This is a genomic window from Amycolatopsis tucumanensis (assembly GCF_021654135.1).
GTDB classification, from domain to species: Bacteria; Actinomycetota; Actinomycetes; order Mycobacteriales; family Pseudonocardiaceae; genus Amycolatopsis_E; species Amycolatopsis_E tucumanensis.
Map to the genome: position 1 here is coordinate 5,946 of NZ_JAKGSD010000049.1, position 12,678 is coordinate 18,623.

Genomic DNA, 12,678 nt, shown 5'->3' on the forward strand with positions numbered 1-12,678 from the left:
CTAGAGTCGCGACCTTGCCGCAGCCGCCAGGGCGGCGGTGGGCCGTTGCCTCAGGTTCACCGCAACCGCCGGGGTGGCGGTGCGCCGGTGCCGCAGGCGCGACGCAACCGCCAGGGCGGCGGTGGGCCGCTGCCTCAGGCGCGACGCAGTCGCCAGGGCAGCGGTGCGCCGCCCACCGACCTGCACAACACCGATCACCAGGCACCACCCGGCGCCAGGGTCTCGCCGGCGGCGCTGACCAGCATCTCGCCGAGCCGGTGCCGCAGGTTCGCCGCGTCGGCGGGGGCGATGGTGATCCAGTCGCGCCCGTCGTGACCGCGGCTGGCCTGCGTGAAGTATCGGCCGTCGTCGGTGTCGAACCAGCTCAGCACCGGCGGCCTCGTCTTCGCGCCGCTGCGGCTGCGGGCGTTGGCGCCGATCTGCCCGCCGCGCAGCCGCGGCTGGGCCTGCAGCCGGGCCAGCGCCTTGCGGTCGTCGTCCGCGCTGGTCCGCCCGCCGGCCGGGGTGCGGCGCTGCAGGAAGTCGGCCCCGGTGGCCGTCATCAGCTGCTCGAGCGGCACGGTGATCGACTTCTCGCTGCCCCGCCGGGCGGCGGGCAGCAGGGACACGATGGCGCTCGCGAGGCCGTCCGCCGGCATCGGCTGGAAGTGGAAGCCCCGCTCGTCGTGCACCGCGAGCACACCGCGCCCGGACAGCGCCGCCGCCACGGCGAGCAGCGGACGCGCGTCCGGCGCGGTGATGTGCACGCTGTCCAGGCTGGTCTCCGACCCGGCCAGCACCTCGAAGAACTCCTCGACGTGCGGCGCGGGGCGGCCCCGGCCGTCGGCCGCACCACGCGCGGCGAGCCGGTCCAGGGTCTGCCGCCGCAGCTCGGCACGCTCGTCCATCGTCGCGCCGTGCGAGCGCACCTCCAGCGGGTACGGCAGTTCGCCTGCTCCGAAGGACTCCCACAGGAAGTCCAGTTCCAGCGGAGTGAGCAGCTCCGCTCGCGCCATCAAGTCCCTCTTTCCCGGTTCGCGCGGTTGCGCCGGATCAGCGGTCGTCCTCGTCGTTCCAGGCCCCGATGACCGGCGGCGCGGTCGCCACGTTGGCGCCGAACGCCTCGTCGGGGTCGGCCTCGACGAGGAAGGAGGCACGGGTGTGCTCCTCGTCCTCCGAGCCCTGCGCGCCGGCACCCATGCCGCCGCCCATGCCGGACGCCGGCGGCGGGGTGCCTGCCCCACCGATGGTCCCACCGGTGTTCATGAGGCTCTGCTGGGCCTGCTGCTGCTGCTGCGCGGCGCCGTGGGCCTGCTGCGACTGGTCCGAGCTGGCCGCCGTCTCGTCGGCCGCCGGGCGCTCCTTGGCGCCGGACTTGCTGCCGCGGCCGAGAGCGGCCTTGCCACCCACCGCGGCGAGACCCGCCGTGCCGAGACCCGCCACCGCGCCCAGCGCCGCCGCACCGCCACCGCCGGACGACGTCGGCGCCGCGGTCACCTGACCCGCGCCGGAAGCCGCGCCTGCCGCCGGAGCGGGAGCCGCCGGGACACCGTGCGGACCGGGGGCGCCACCGGGCTGGCCACCGGCGGCGAAGCCCGCCGCGCCGCCGCCGGGGATCCCGGTGGTGACGCCGCCGACCGGGCCGAGCCCGACCGACCCGAGGCCGCCGGGCACCGCGCCGGAGCCGGCCCCGACGGACTGCGCCGAGGTGCCGCCGAAGCGGCCGTCCGCGGGCAGGCCGAGCGACTCCGGGCCGAAGCTCGGGGTCGCGCTGTCCACCTCGGACATCGCCTGGGTGTAGGCGTTGAAGTACTGGACCTGCTGGGCGTGCACGGCGCGGGCCTCGTCGGCCTGCACCTTCATGTCGGCGACCATCGCAGCCGGGCCGCCGGCGAGCATCGCCGCGGTCTGCTTGGCCGGGTCGAACTCCTTCGGCGCGGGCATCTTCTTGACCTCGGCCGCCGCCGCGGCCTGCTGCGCCATCCGGTTCGACATGGTGTGCGCCGCGTCGCCGGCCTGCTTGCTGGAGTTCGCGATGCCGACCAGCGCGCCCTGCGCGGAACCGGAGCCCTGCCCGATCCACGCGTTGCCCAGCTCGGCGATCGCGTTGTACAGGTCGTCGGCCGCCTGGTGCAGGCTGTCGCCGTGGGACTGCCACTGCCGCCCGGTGGCCTCGGCCGTGGCCGGGTCGTTGTTCTGGGTGGCGCCGAGGTAGAGCTGGTTGCTCTCCTGCGAGGCCCAGTTCGGCGGGCTCGCGATGGCGCGGTCGCCGCCGTAGGTGAACCCGCCCGCGCTGTTGCGCGCCTGCTGCACCAGCGCGGCGGACTCGCCGTTGTCGCCCAGCTGGACGGCCTCGCCTCTGGGCTCGTTGCTCGGAGAAGTCATCGTGATCGGTCCCCCCGCCTTCAGACCTGGCGACCGGACGCCAGCGCGTCTTCGGCGGCCTGCTCGATCTTGTCGTAGTGGCTCATCGCCGCGACGATGGCGTCCTCGGCCTGCTGGTACTGGTTGTAGAGGTTGCGCAGCGCGGTCGCGTACGACTCACCGCCCCCGTCGGCGCGCTGCACGAACTTCGCGGCGATGGCGTTGCCGACCGGGTTGTTGCCGAGCTTGGGCGGCTCGGCAAGGGCTCCGGCGTTGCGCAGCAGGTTCTCCACCTGGTCCTTGCCGAGGCGGATCTTCTTCAGAACCGCCTGCGCGGCGTCCGGGTCGACCCCCAGCTGCCCGTTCACGGCGGCGTTCCGGAACGCCGCGGCGTCCGCGTAGCTCCCCATCAGTTCTCCCTACCCCACGTCCGTACCGCATCGCGGCGCGTCACCCTCGTTCGCGTAGGTTAACGCACCGCACCGACACTTATGACGCGTTCCGGCACGTTCGGGTTCACGAATTTCCGGTGCTCACGCACCGTGTTCAGGCGCCGTACACCTTCGGATCAAGGGTGCCGATGTAGGGCAGGTCCCGGTAGCGCTCCGCGTAGTCGAGGCCGTACCCGACCACGAACTCGTTGGGGATGTCGAAGCCGACGTACCGCACCGGCACGTCCACCTTGACCGCCTCCGGCTTGCGCAGCAGCGTGACGACCTCCAGCGACGCCGGGTTGCGGCTCGCCAGGTTCTTCAGCAGCCAGGACAGGGTCAGTCCGGAGTCGACGATGTCCTCGACGATCAGCACGTGCCGCCCGGTGATGTCCCGGTCGAGGTCCTTGAGGATCCGCACCACGCCGGAGGACGACGTGGACGAACCGTACGAGGAGACGGCCATGAACTCCAGCTGCGCCGGCATCGGCAGCACGCGGGCGAAGTCGGTCATGAACATGACGGCGCCCTTGAGCACGCCCACCAGCAGCAGGTCGCCGGCAGAGGTCTCGCGCTCGTAGTCCGCGGCGATCTGCTTCGCGAGCTCGGTGATCTTGTCGTTGATCTGCTGCTCGGTGATGAGGACGGAGGCGATCTCGCCTTCGTACACGGGTCAGTCCCCTCTTGTTTCCGGTGGATTCATGGCAAGCCTGCCATGCGTCCGGGTCACCACCAAGCCGCCGGGTAGCCAAACACCGCCCTGGCCACGCCACCGCGCGACCAGCGCGTCGACGGACCGCAGGTGGGCGTCGGTGAGGTCGCGCGCGCCATGCGCGGTGAGCCAGTTCCGCAGGATCCTCCTGCGGAGGGATGCGGGCAGCGGCGCGAGCTCCCCGATGTCCGGTTTCCCGTGCCGCGCCAGGAAGTCCGCTGCGAGCGCGTCGAGCGCCTCGGAATCCTCCCTGAGCTGGGCGGCCGTGCGGGCGAGTGCCGCCGCGACCCCGCCGTTGAGGACGTCTTCCAGCAGCGGCAGCACTTCCGCGCGCAGGCGCACCCTGGTGTAGCGCGGATCGCTGTTGTGCGGGTCCTCCCACGGGGTCAGGCCGAGCGCGCGGCAGGCGTCCCGGGTGGTCGCGCGAGGCACGTCGAGGAGTGGCCTACCCCACGGGAGATCCACAGCACGCATGCCGGCGATCGAACGCGGACCGGAGCCGCGGCCGAGTCCGAGCAGGACGGTCTCGGCCTGGTCGTCGCGGGTGTGGCCGAGGAGGACGATGCCGCGGTGATGCGCGCGGAGCGCGGCATAACGGGCGTTCCGGGCGGCCGCCTCAGGGCCACCCGGGCCGGTCACCTCGACCGTGAGGACTTCGGCGGAGTCCACGCCGAGCTTGCGCGCCGTCCCGGCCGCCTCTTCGGCCACGCGCGCTGAGCCCGCCTGCAGCCCGTGGTCCACGACCAGCGCCCGCACCGGCAGCCCGAGCCGCCGCCCGGTGAACACGGCGGCCTCGGTGAGCGCCAGCGAGTCGGCCCCACCGGACAACGCCACGTCGATCGCCGGCACGCCGGGGCACTCCGCCAGCAGGTTCCGCACCGCGCGGCGCACCGCGGCGACCGCGGGGTGCGGCCCGGTCACGGGTGGACGCGCCGCACCCAAGCCTCGGGATCGGCGATCTCGGCCCGGGTCGGCAGCGTGTTGGGCGAGGTCCAGACGGCGTTGAACCCGGCCATCCCGACCCGGTCGACGACGTGCCGGGTGAAGGCCGCGCCCTGCGCGTACTGGCGGATCTTGGCGTCCACCCCGAGCAGCGCCCGCAGCAGCCGGTCCAGCAGGCCGCCGCCCTTGCGCCGCTCGGTGAACCGCGCGCGGATCGTCTCGACGCTGGGCACCACGCTCGGCCCCACCGCGTCCATCACGTAGTCCGCGTGCCCTTCCAGGAGCGTGGACAGCGCCAGCAGGCGGTCGAACACCTCGCGCTGCTCGGGCGAGCGCAGCAGCTGCCCGATCGCGACCAGCCCGTCCGCCTTGGCGCGCCGGGCCTCGCGCAGCGCGTCCGGCAGTCTGCCGAGCAGGTCGGTCATCCCGTCGTCGTCGCCGGTGAGGCCGCCGACCAGGCGTTCGACCTCGTCGGCGAAGTAGTCGCGCAGCCAGCCGACGGCGGTGAACTGCAGCCGGTGCGTGCTCTCGTGCAGGCACACCCACAACCGGAAGTCGCGGCCGGGCACCTGCAGCGCCTGCTGCGCGGTGACCACGTTCGGCGCCACCAGCAGCAGCCGCCCGCCGCCGTCCGGGCCGCCGAACGGGTCGTACTGGCCCAGCACGCGGGAGGCCAGGAAGGCCAGCACCACGCCGGTCTGCACGCCGGCGCCACCGGCCAGGACCGGCCCCAGCGGCCCCGCCGGGTTCGGCGGCAACGCCTTCGCGGTGAGCGCGTCGAGCCCGGCGGCGGCCGAGCGCACCCAGCCGGGCCGGTCCACCACGTCGCCGGGGAGCAGCGGCAGCCCGGCGCCCAGACCGGTCAGCTCGCGGACGTGTGCCTCGGCGTCGAGCGACAGCTCCCGCAGCTCGGTCACGGCCAGGCCGGCCTCCTCGCGGGAGACCACCGGCCCGCCACGGGCGAGGAAGGCGCCCGTGGAAGCGGCCAGTGACCAGTCCACGACCGGCCGGGACGCAACCTCGCTCATCGTGTTCACCTTCCCGAAGCTATCGGCAACCACAGCCCCTCAGCGAGGCCGCGACGACGTCCAGTGCCGCCCGCGCGGGGTCCTGGTCGGCGCCGTCGGACATCAACGCGAACACCAGGACCCGGCCGTCCTCGTCCAGCACTACCCCTGCCAACGTGTGGACGCCGGACAGAGTGCCCGTCTTGGCGCGGACCCACCCCTTGCCGGATCGGGAGTTCGGGGCGTCATAGCGGTCGGCGAGGGTGCCGCTGCCGCCGGCCACCGGCAGCCCGGCCAGCATCGGGCGCAGTTTCGCGGTGCGCGGGTCCTTGCCGTCCGGTCCCGCGGCGACGGCCAGCACCTGCGCGAGCAGCTTCGCCGGGACGCTGTTCTGCGGGGACAGCCCGCTGTTGTCGCTCAGCTTGACCTGGGAGACGTCGAACCCGTTCTGGGACAGCACGGACAGGGTCGCCTGCGCGGCGCCGGCGAACGACGCGTCGGCGCCGGTCGCGATGGCCGTCATCCGGCCGATCGCGTCCGCGAGGGTGTTGTCCGAGGCCTCCAGCGCGTGCGCGATCAGCTCGCTCAGCGGGGCGGACTTCACCTCGCCGAGCACCTTCGCGTCCTGCGGTGCCGTCGCCTGGCCGGACGCGGTCGCGCCGAGGCGCTGCGCGAACGTCTGCAACACGGTGTTCGCCGGCTGGGCGACGCGCATCGAGTGGTCGTTCGTCGGGTCGGTGAGGCCGCCGTCGAGCATCACCGGCGTCATCGCGGCGGTGTAGATCGGGGCGTCGTCGGGCGCCCAGCCCGGCGCGGTCTGCGCGCCGGACCAGATCGAGGTGTCGATCTGGACCTTCTTGATCGCGCCGCCACTGGCCTGCTTCACCTGCGCGACGAGGTCGTCGAGGTGGGCGGCGCCGGCGTAGACCGACTGCTGCCCGGCGGGCAGCGAGGACAGCGTGATGTCCCCGCCCGCGACGATGACGGCGGTGTCCGGCGACGAGCCCTGCACGACCTTGGTGCTCAACTGCGTGCCCGGGTCCATCGCGAGCAGCGCGGCGGAGGTGGTCAGCAGCTTGGTGGTGGACGCCGGGGTGCGGAACTGGCTGGAGTTGCGGTCCCACAGCAGCTCGCCGGTCGCCGGGTCGATCACGGCGCCGGTGAGCGTGCCCAGCGCGGCGTTCGCAGCCGGGCCTGCCAGCGCCGAGGACACCCCGGACGACGTCGGTTTCGGCGCCGACGCGCTGGGCGCCTTGAGCGAGAGGGCCACCGGCACCGGCTGCGGGCTGTCGCCCTTCGGCAGGTTCGGCGCCCACGGCAGGCCGAGGCGGTTGGAGACGTACGGCGTGGCGAGCGCGGCGCCCACCGCGACGACCAGCACCAGCGCCACGATGCTGCCGATCAGCACGCCCTTGCGGCGGCGCTTCGGCTTCGCCTCGGGTTCGGCGGGCGGCTTCTCCTCGCCGGTGGTCGCCTCCGCGGGGTGGATTTCGCCGCTGGGCTCGATCCGCATCGGCTGCACCGGCGGAACGGCCGCGGGCGGCACCGGCTGCGACGGCTCGGCGGACTGCTGCTGGGCCGACGGCTGCGGCGGCTGCTGGGCGGACTGCTGCGGCGGCTGCGCCGGTTGGGCGGACTGCGGCCGCGGCGGTGCCGATTCGGCGGACTGCTGCGGCGGCTGCTGCTGGGCGGGCTGCTGTGGCCGGTGCTCCGGCGGCGCGGGCTGCGGTCGCGGCTGCGCCGGCTCGGCCGACTGCGGCGACTGCGGCCGCGGGACCCGGTGCGGCTCGGTCTCCTGCTCCGGCACCTGCCGCAGGTCGATGACCTGCGTGCTTTCCGCGTCCGGCTTGGCCGCCGGGATGAACTGGGTCTTCTCCGCGTCCCGCTCGGCAGGCACGAACAACGTCGGCGATTCGGGCAGGGAAACCTTGCCGGGCACCGGCAGCTGGGCCGTGGCGCCGCCGTCAGCGGAACTCTCCCCGCTGCCGGCGTCGGTGTCTTCCGACGGCCACTCGGGCTGTTCGTTGCTCGGCACGCACCCCTCCTCCAGACCGGCGACACACCGCGGGCAAACTCACTGTTGTCAAGACGACATCAGTGCGACTTCCCAACGGCGCGTGGTCCACACTAGTGAGAACAAGTTAGCGAAACCGTAAGCCGCCGGTACCGGCGGGAAAAGACGAGGTCAGCGAGGACGCCGTGGAGTTCGACGCCACGATCGAAATCCCCAAGGGGGAGCGCAACAAGTACGAGGTGGACCACAAGACCGGTCGCATCCGCCTGGACCGGACCCTGTTCACGGCCACCCAGTACCCGGCCGACTACGGCTTCATCGACGACACCCTTGGGCAGGACGGCGACCCGCTCGACGTGCTGGTGCTCGTCCAGGAGCCGACGTTCCCGGGCTGCCTGATCCGCTGCCGCGCGATCGGCATGTTCCGGATGACGGACGAGAAGGGGCCGGACGACAAGGTCCTCGCGGTGCCGTCCGACGACCCGCGGCTGGAGCACCTGCGCGACATCCACCACCTGAACGAGTTCCACAAGCTGGAGATCGAGCACTTCTTCCAGGTGTACAAGGACCTGGAGCCGGCCAAGAGCGTCGAGGGCTCGCAGTGGGTGGGCCGGTCCGAGGCGGAGGCCGAGATCAAGCGCTCCTACCAGCGTGAGATCGACCGGCTCGCGAAGGAGGCCGCCGAGGGCGGCGAGCACCACTGAGTGCGCCCAACGAAGAACGCCCCTTCCCCGCGCGGGGAAGGGGCGTTTCTCGTTTCGATCAGGCCCGGTAGCCGGGGATCGGGTAGGCGGCGAGCAGGTCGCGCACCTCGCCGGCGATCTTGTTGATCGCGTCCTCGTCGTTCGCGGCCGCCGCGGCGATCGAGCGGTCGATCCACTCGGCGATCTGCGGCTGGTGCTCCGGCGTGAGACCGCGGGTGGTGATGGCCGCGGTGCCCAGCCGGATGCCGGACGGGTCGAACGGCTTGCGCGGGTCGAACGGCACCGTGTTGTAGTTCAGCTCGATGCCGGCGCGGTCCAGCGCCTGCGCGGCCGGCTTGCCGCCGATCTGCTTGCTCGTCAGGTCGACCAGCAGCAGGTGGTTGTCGGTGCCGCCGGAGACCAGGTCGAAACCGCGCTCGATCAGGGCCTCGGCCAGCGCCTTGGCGTTCGCGACGATCGCGTGGGCGTAGTCGCGGAACTCCGGCTTGGCTGCCTCGCCCAGCGCGACGGCGATGGCGGCCGTCGTGTGGTTGTGCGGGCCGCCCTGCAGGCCGGGGAACACGGCCTTGTCGATGGCCTTCGCGTGGTCGGCGTCGGTCATGATCATCGCGCCGCGCGGGCCGCGCAGGGTCTTGTGCGTGGTGGTGGTGATCACCTGCGCGTGGCCGACCGGCGACGGGTGCGCCCCACCGGCGACCAGGCCGGCGATGTGCGCGATGTCGGCCACCAGCACGGCGCCGACCTCCTTCGCGATCTCCGCGAAGGCCGGGAAGTCGATGGTGCGCGGGATCGCGGTGCCGCCGGCGAAGATCAGCTTCGGGCGGTGCTCCAGCGCCAGCTCACGCACCTGGTCGAGGTCGACGCGGCCGGTCTCCTTGCGCACGCCGTAGCGGACCGGGTTGAACCACTTGCCGGTGGCCGAGACCGACCAGCCGTGGGTGAGGTGGCCGCCGTCGGGCAGCGCCATGCCCATCACGGTGTCGCCGGGGCTGGCGAAGGCGAGGTAGGCGGCCAGGTTCGCGGGCGAGCCCGAGTACGGCTGCACGTTCGCGTGGTCGACGCCGAACAGCGCCTTGGCGCGCTCGATCGCGATCTGCTCGACCTGGTCGATGAACTGCTGGCCCTCGTAGTACCGCTTGCCGGCGTAGCCCTCGGAGTACTTGTTGGTGAGGACGGAGCCGGTGGCCTCCAGCACCGCCTGGGAGACGTAGTTCTCGGAGGCGATGAGGCGGATCTTCTCCGCCTGGCGGCGCGCCTCGTCCTCGACGAGTCCGGCGATCTGCGGGTCGGCAGCGGTGAGCTCGGGGATGGCTGGCTGGTGCGTCATCTTCCTACTCCTGACACTGGCCACACCCAGGCGCGCGGTGCCGGCCTCGTCGGTCGCTTCCCGGTGGTGCTCCACCTCTACGGCGCCAGTCGCTGAAACGGACGCGTCCCAGCTTAGTCGACCGGTGCCACGCCTTCCGCGTGCCGCTTGGCCAGTTGCTGGTAGATGGCCGCGTTGTGGTCGACCCAGCCTCTCGCGGAGTCGGTCAGCGGCACGAACTTCTTGGCCGGGCTGCCCATCGCGATGACCTCCGGCGGCACCTGGGTGCCCGGCGTGACCGTGGAGCCGGCGGCGATCAGCGCGCGCTCGCCGATCACCGACTGGTCCAGCACGGTCGAGCCGTTGCCGATCAGGGCCTGCTCGCCGACCGTGCAGTCGTGGACGAGGCACATGTGGCCGACCGTGACGTTGCGGCCGATCTCGCACACGCCGGTGTTCACGTGGACCACCGAGTTGTCCTGGATGTTGGCGCCCTCGCGCACGATGATCTTGCCGAAGTCGGCCCGCAGCACCGCGCCGTACCAGATGGAGACGTCCTTTTCGATGACGACGTCGCCGATCAGGGTCGCGGTGGGCGCGATCCAGGCGTCCGGGTGCACGGTGGGGCTCACGCCCTCGAAGGAGAACAGAGGCATACCCCGAACCTTAGGGCAGACAGAGCGACTCGATCTCCTCACGGAGGGTGGCGAACGGGCGCCGCCGGACGCGCTGCTGCACGACCGCGCCGAGCAGGTAGGACATCAGGGCCCGGGCGCGGGCCCGCGGGTCGATGACGCCGACGTCCGCCAGCAGCTCGGTGAGCAGTTCGGTGACCGACCGGAGCATCGCCTCGATCGCCTCCGGGTGGTCGGCCCTGCTGACGGCGATCCAGTACTCGAACCACAGGAACGCGGAGTTGGGGCGCTCGGTGAAGGCGTCGAGGTAGGCCTCCAGCACCGCCCACAGCTTGTCCCTCGGGTCGTCGTGGCGGGCGGCCACCGCGCGGAGGTCGTCGAGGAACGTCGTGACGTGCGCGGCCATCGCGCGGTCGACGAGCACGTCGGTGTCGCTGAAGTAGTAGTGGATCGCGCTCTTGGTGAGCGGGCTCGCGTCGGCGATGGCGCGGGCGGTGCACCCGGCGAGCCCGTCCCTGGCCAGCACCTGCCGGGCGGCTTCGACGATCTGCTCCTGCTTGGCGAGCTGGTTCGGCGAGAGCCGCTCGCGCTGCCCCGGCGGGGTGACGGTCACTGCGGTGTCCTCCTGGAACGACGAGGACGCCCAGCCTAACCTTCGGGACCGGTGTCCTGAACGGCCCCCGGGTGCTCGTCCCGGGGGCCGTCCGGACCGGGCGCCGTCAGAGGTCCAGGATGTCCAGCAGACCGCCGTCGTCGTCATCGTCGTGGTCGGCGTACGTGCCGTCGTCGCTGTGGTCGGCGTACGTGCCTTCCTCGGCGGCCGCGGCGGTGGCGCTGTACGACGCGCCGTCCGGGCCCGCCGTCGCCGACACCTGCTGGTAGGCGACACCCTCGTGCTCCTCGACGGTGTCCGCGGAGGCGATCCCGGCGGCCCCGAGCGTCAGCGGCAGGGCGATGGCACCGGCGGCGACAGTGCGAGTGATCATGCGCATTCTCGATCGTCCTTTCTCTGCCGACGAGCGGCAGATGAGGCGTTTTCTCCTTGCGCGAAGCCGTTTTCGGCCTCGCCGGGGGCTTGCCGGTGATCGGCGGGACTATTCGCGGGCGCCGGTGTGTCGAGCGTCACCCGAAGTACCGGAGCGGTTACCTTCCGAGTATGAGGATCGCTCGCGTCTGGTTCGGTGTGCACGCGCTGGTGGTGCTGATCGGCGTGGTCACGCAGCTGTTCGTCACCTCGGGAGTGATGGGCGGCCGCTACGACTCGGCGGCCGCGCGGATGGCCAACGTGTTCGCCTACTTCACGATCCAGTCCAACCTGATCGTGGGATTCACGAGTCTGCTGCTGGCGATCCGTCCACTGCGGACGTCCACAGTGTTCCGCGCCCTGAGGCTGGACGGCGTGCTCGCGATCGCGGTCACCGGCATCGTGTTCCACCTGGTGCTGGCCGATCTCCAGGACCTCACCGGATGGGCGTGGGTGGCCGACTTCCTGTTGCACACCGCATCCCCGCTGCTGGGCGTGCTCGGGTGGCTGCTGTTCGGGCCGCGCCGGGCGGTGACCCCGCGGATCATCGGCTGGTCGGTCGTCTACCCGCTCGCGTGGGTGGCGTTCACGCTCGTCCGCGGCGCGGTCGACGGCTTCTACCCGTACCCGTTCGTCGACGTGACCGCCATCGGGTACGGGCGGGTGGCGGTGAACTGCCTGGTGATCGCGGTGCTGTTCCTCGCGCTCGCGTTCGGCGCGATGCTGCTCGACCGGCTGCTAGGTCGCGGCCTCGACGACCCGGACGAGCCCCGTCTCCGGCGGGACGTGCAGCACCGCCCGGCCGAATCCGGCCGCGAGTAGCGCCGCCTCCGCCTCGGCCTCGTTGGCGAAGTGCAGGTGCACCTGTCCGCGCACGAACGCCGACAGCGCCCGGACGAACGCCCGCACCGCGAAGTCCGAAGTGGCCAGGTGCAGGTCCGACAGGTACCGGCCGCGCTCGAACCGGCCGAGCGCCCTGGCGAAGCGCGCCCACATCGCCCGCACCGCAGGCTCGTCGAAGTAGTTGACCAGCCCCTCGGTGACGATCACCAGTCCGCGGGCCGGGTCGAGGCCGGCCACCAGCCGGTCCAGACCGGTCTCCTCGAGGACGTCCAGTTCGGCCACGCGGTGCCCAGGCCCGGCGGGAGGCGCGCCGCGCAGGGTGCGGCGTTTGCGCGCGGCCATGTCCGGCAGGTCCGCTTCGAGGTAGGTGAGGCCCGGGTGGCGGCGGGTGAACCGCCAGCCGCGGGCGGACAGCCCGGCCGCGACCTCGACGACCTGGGTGATCCCGTCGCGCTCGACGGCGTCGGTGAGCAGCCGGTCGATCAGGCGGTGCCGGGCCAGCAGGAAGCCGTCGAGCGTCGGTCCGCCCAGCGCGCCGCTGGCTGCAATTACCGGCCGCAGCAGCCCGTGCAGGACACGCCCCTCAGCGGTCGCGAAGGCGGGGTCGGAGAGCCCGCCGCGCACCCACACGAAGCCGGTGTAGTGGGCGGTCGGCCTGATCGTCTCGGAGCGGCGGGCCATGGCCGGAGAGCCTAGGCCGGAAACGACGTCGGGGGC

At 72.5% G+C, this 12,678-nt stretch carries 14 protein-coding genes and 1 riboswitch; of the genes, 2 read left to right on the forward strand and 12 right to left on the reverse strand.

Annotated elements, in window-relative coordinates:
* Nucleotides 1–194: 194 nt before the first annotated feature.
* The 7 genes from L2C96_RS34100 to dacB all read right to left on the reverse strand — a co-directional run bounded on the left by L2C96_RS34100 (nucleotide 195) and on the right by dacB (nucleotide 7,470).
* Complete coding sequence (locus L2C96_RS34100; protein ID WP_237339136.1) at nucleotides 195–995, reverse strand: ESX secretion-associated protein EspG; 801 nt, start codon at nucleotides 993–995, stop codon at nucleotides 195–197.
* A 37-nt stretch (nucleotides 996–1,032) separates the two neighbouring features.
* Entirely contained in the window at nucleotides 1,033–2,364 is a 1,332-nt protein-coding gene (locus L2C96_RS34105) for a hypothetical protein (RefSeq protein ID WP_237339137.1), read from the reverse strand.
* A 20-nt stretch (nucleotides 2,365–2,384) separates the two neighbouring features.
* Nucleotides 2,385–2,753 carry a hypothetical protein gene (locus L2C96_RS34110; protein ID WP_020422650.1) on the reverse strand — a complete coding sequence of 123 codons (369 nt, stop codon included), beginning with the start codon at nucleotides 2,751–2,753 and terminating at the stop codon, nucleotides 2,385–2,387.
* Nucleotides 2,754–2,889: 136 nt separating this feature from the next.
* The gene (gene hpt / locus L2C96_RS34115; protein ID WP_020422651.1) at nucleotides 2,890–3,444 is read right to left on the reverse strand and encodes a hypoxanthine phosphoribosyltransferase; all 555 of its coding nucleotides are present in this window, start codon (nucleotides 3,442–3,444) and stop codon (nucleotides 2,890–2,892) included.
* Nucleotides 3,445–3,447: 3 nt separating this feature from the next.
* Entirely contained in the window at nucleotides 3,448–4,407 is a 960-nt protein-coding gene (tilS, locus tag L2C96_RS34120) for a tRNA lysidine(34) synthetase TilS (protein ID WP_020422652.1), read from the reverse strand.
* Nucleotides 4,404–5,456, reverse strand: coding sequence for an Rv3626c family coenzyme F420 biosynthesis-associated protein (locus tag L2C96_RS34125; protein WP_237339138.1), 1,053 nt, complete (start codon nucleotides 5,454–5,456; stop codon nucleotides 4,404–4,406). The genes tilS and L2C96_RS34125 overlap by 4 nt, the downstream gene beginning before the upstream one ends.
* Nucleotides 5,457–5,475: 19 nt before the next feature.
* Nucleotides 5,476–7,470 (reverse strand): D-alanyl-D-alanine carboxypeptidase/D-alanyl-D-alanine endopeptidase, encoded by a 1,995-nt coding sequence (dacB, locus tag L2C96_RS34130; RefSeq protein WP_237339139.1) that lies wholly within the window; start codon nucleotides 7,468–7,470, stop codon nucleotides 5,476–5,478.
* Between the two features lie 164 nt (nucleotides 7,471–7,634).
* Between dacB and L2C96_RS34135 the strand changes: the two genes are divergently transcribed.
* Complete coding sequence (locus L2C96_RS34135) at nucleotides 7,635–8,153, forward strand: inorganic diphosphatase (protein WP_020422655.1); 519 nt, start codon at nucleotides 7,635–7,637, stop codon at nucleotides 8,151–8,153.
* Nucleotides 8,154–8,211: 58 nt separating this feature from the next.
* Here L2C96_RS34135 and glyA read toward each other — a convergent pair whose 3' ends face one another.
* From glyA to L2C96_RS34155, 4 genes are all read right to left on the reverse strand, one after another.
* Nucleotides 8,212–9,480, reverse strand: a complete 1,269-nt coding sequence (gene glyA, locus L2C96_RS34140; protein ID WP_020422656.1) for a serine hydroxymethyltransferase — start codon at nucleotides 9,478–9,480, stop codon at nucleotides 8,212–8,214.
* Nucleotides 9,481–9,497: 17 nt separating this feature from the next.
* A riboswitch (ZMP/ZTP riboswitch) is annotated at nucleotides 9,498–9,583 on the reverse strand.
* Nucleotides 9,584–9,593: 10 nt separating this feature from the next.
* Nucleotides 9,594–10,115, reverse strand: a complete 522-nt coding sequence (locus L2C96_RS34145; RefSeq protein WP_020422657.1) for a gamma carbonic anhydrase family protein — start codon at nucleotides 10,113–10,115, stop codon at nucleotides 9,594–9,596.
* 10 nt (nucleotides 10,116–10,125) lie between these two features.
* Nucleotides 10,126–10,707 (reverse strand): TetR/AcrR family transcriptional regulator, encoded by a 582-nt coding sequence (locus L2C96_RS34150; RefSeq protein WP_020422658.1) that lies wholly within the window; start codon nucleotides 10,705–10,707, stop codon nucleotides 10,126–10,128.
* Nucleotides 10,708–10,813: 106 nt separating this feature from the next.
* The gene (locus L2C96_RS34155) at nucleotides 10,814–11,080 is read right to left on the reverse strand and encodes a hypothetical protein (protein ID WP_237339140.1); all 267 of its coding nucleotides are present in this window, start codon (nucleotides 11,078–11,080) and stop codon (nucleotides 10,814–10,816) included.
* Between the two features lie 170 nt (nucleotides 11,081–11,250).
* Here L2C96_RS34155 and L2C96_RS34160 point away from each other — a divergent pair, with 170 nt between their 5' ends.
* Entirely contained in the window at nucleotides 11,251–11,940 is a 690-nt protein-coding gene (locus L2C96_RS34160) for a Pr6Pr family membrane protein (protein ID WP_237339141.1), read from the forward strand.
* Here the strand turns inward: L2C96_RS34160 and L2C96_RS34165 are convergent.
* Nucleotides 11,857–12,642: a class I SAM-dependent methyltransferase gene (locus L2C96_RS34165; RefSeq protein WP_237339142.1), complete on the reverse strand. Its 786-nt coding sequence runs from the start codon at nucleotides 12,640–12,642 to the stop codon at nucleotides 11,857–11,859. The genes L2C96_RS34160 and L2C96_RS34165 overlap by 84 nt on opposite strands.
* Nucleotides 12,643–12,678 lie beyond the last annotated feature (36 nt).

Coding starts and splice junctions, on each gene's coding strand:
- L2C96_RS34110 (WP_020422650.1), bottom strand. CDS start 2,753: ATGGGGAGCTACGCGGACGCCGCGGCGTTCCGGAACGCCGCCGTGAAC.
- L2C96_RS34165 (WP_237339142.1), bottom strand. CDS start 12,642: ATGGCCCGCCGCTCCGAGACGATCAGGCCGACCGCCCACTACACCGGC.
- L2C96_RS34145 (WP_020422657.1), bottom strand. CDS start 10,115: ATGCCTCTGTTCTCCTTCGAGGGCGTGAGCCCCACCGTGCACCCGGAC.
- L2C96_RS34160 (WP_237339141.1), top strand. CDS start 11,251: ATGAGGATCGCTCGCGTCTGGTTCGGTGTGCACGCGCTGGTGGTGCTG.
- L2C96_RS34155 (WP_237339140.1), bottom strand. CDS start 11,080: ATGATCACTCGCACTGTCGCCGCCGGTGCCATCGCCCTGCCGCTGACG.
- glyA (WP_020422656.1), bottom strand. CDS start 9,480: ATGACGCACCAGCCAGCCATCCCCGAGCTCACCGCTGCCGACCCGCAG.
- L2C96_RS34125 (WP_237339138.1), bottom strand. CDS start 5,456: ATGAGCGAGGTTGCGTCCCGGCCGGTCGTGGACTGGTCACTGGCCGCT.
- L2C96_RS34105 (WP_237339137.1), bottom strand. CDS start 2,364: ATGACTTCTCCGAGCAACGAGCCCAGAGGCGAGGCCGTCCAGCTGGGC.
- L2C96_RS34100 (WP_237339136.1), bottom strand. CDS start 995: ATGGCGCGAGCGGAGCTGCTCACTCCGCTGGAACTGGACTTCCTGTGG.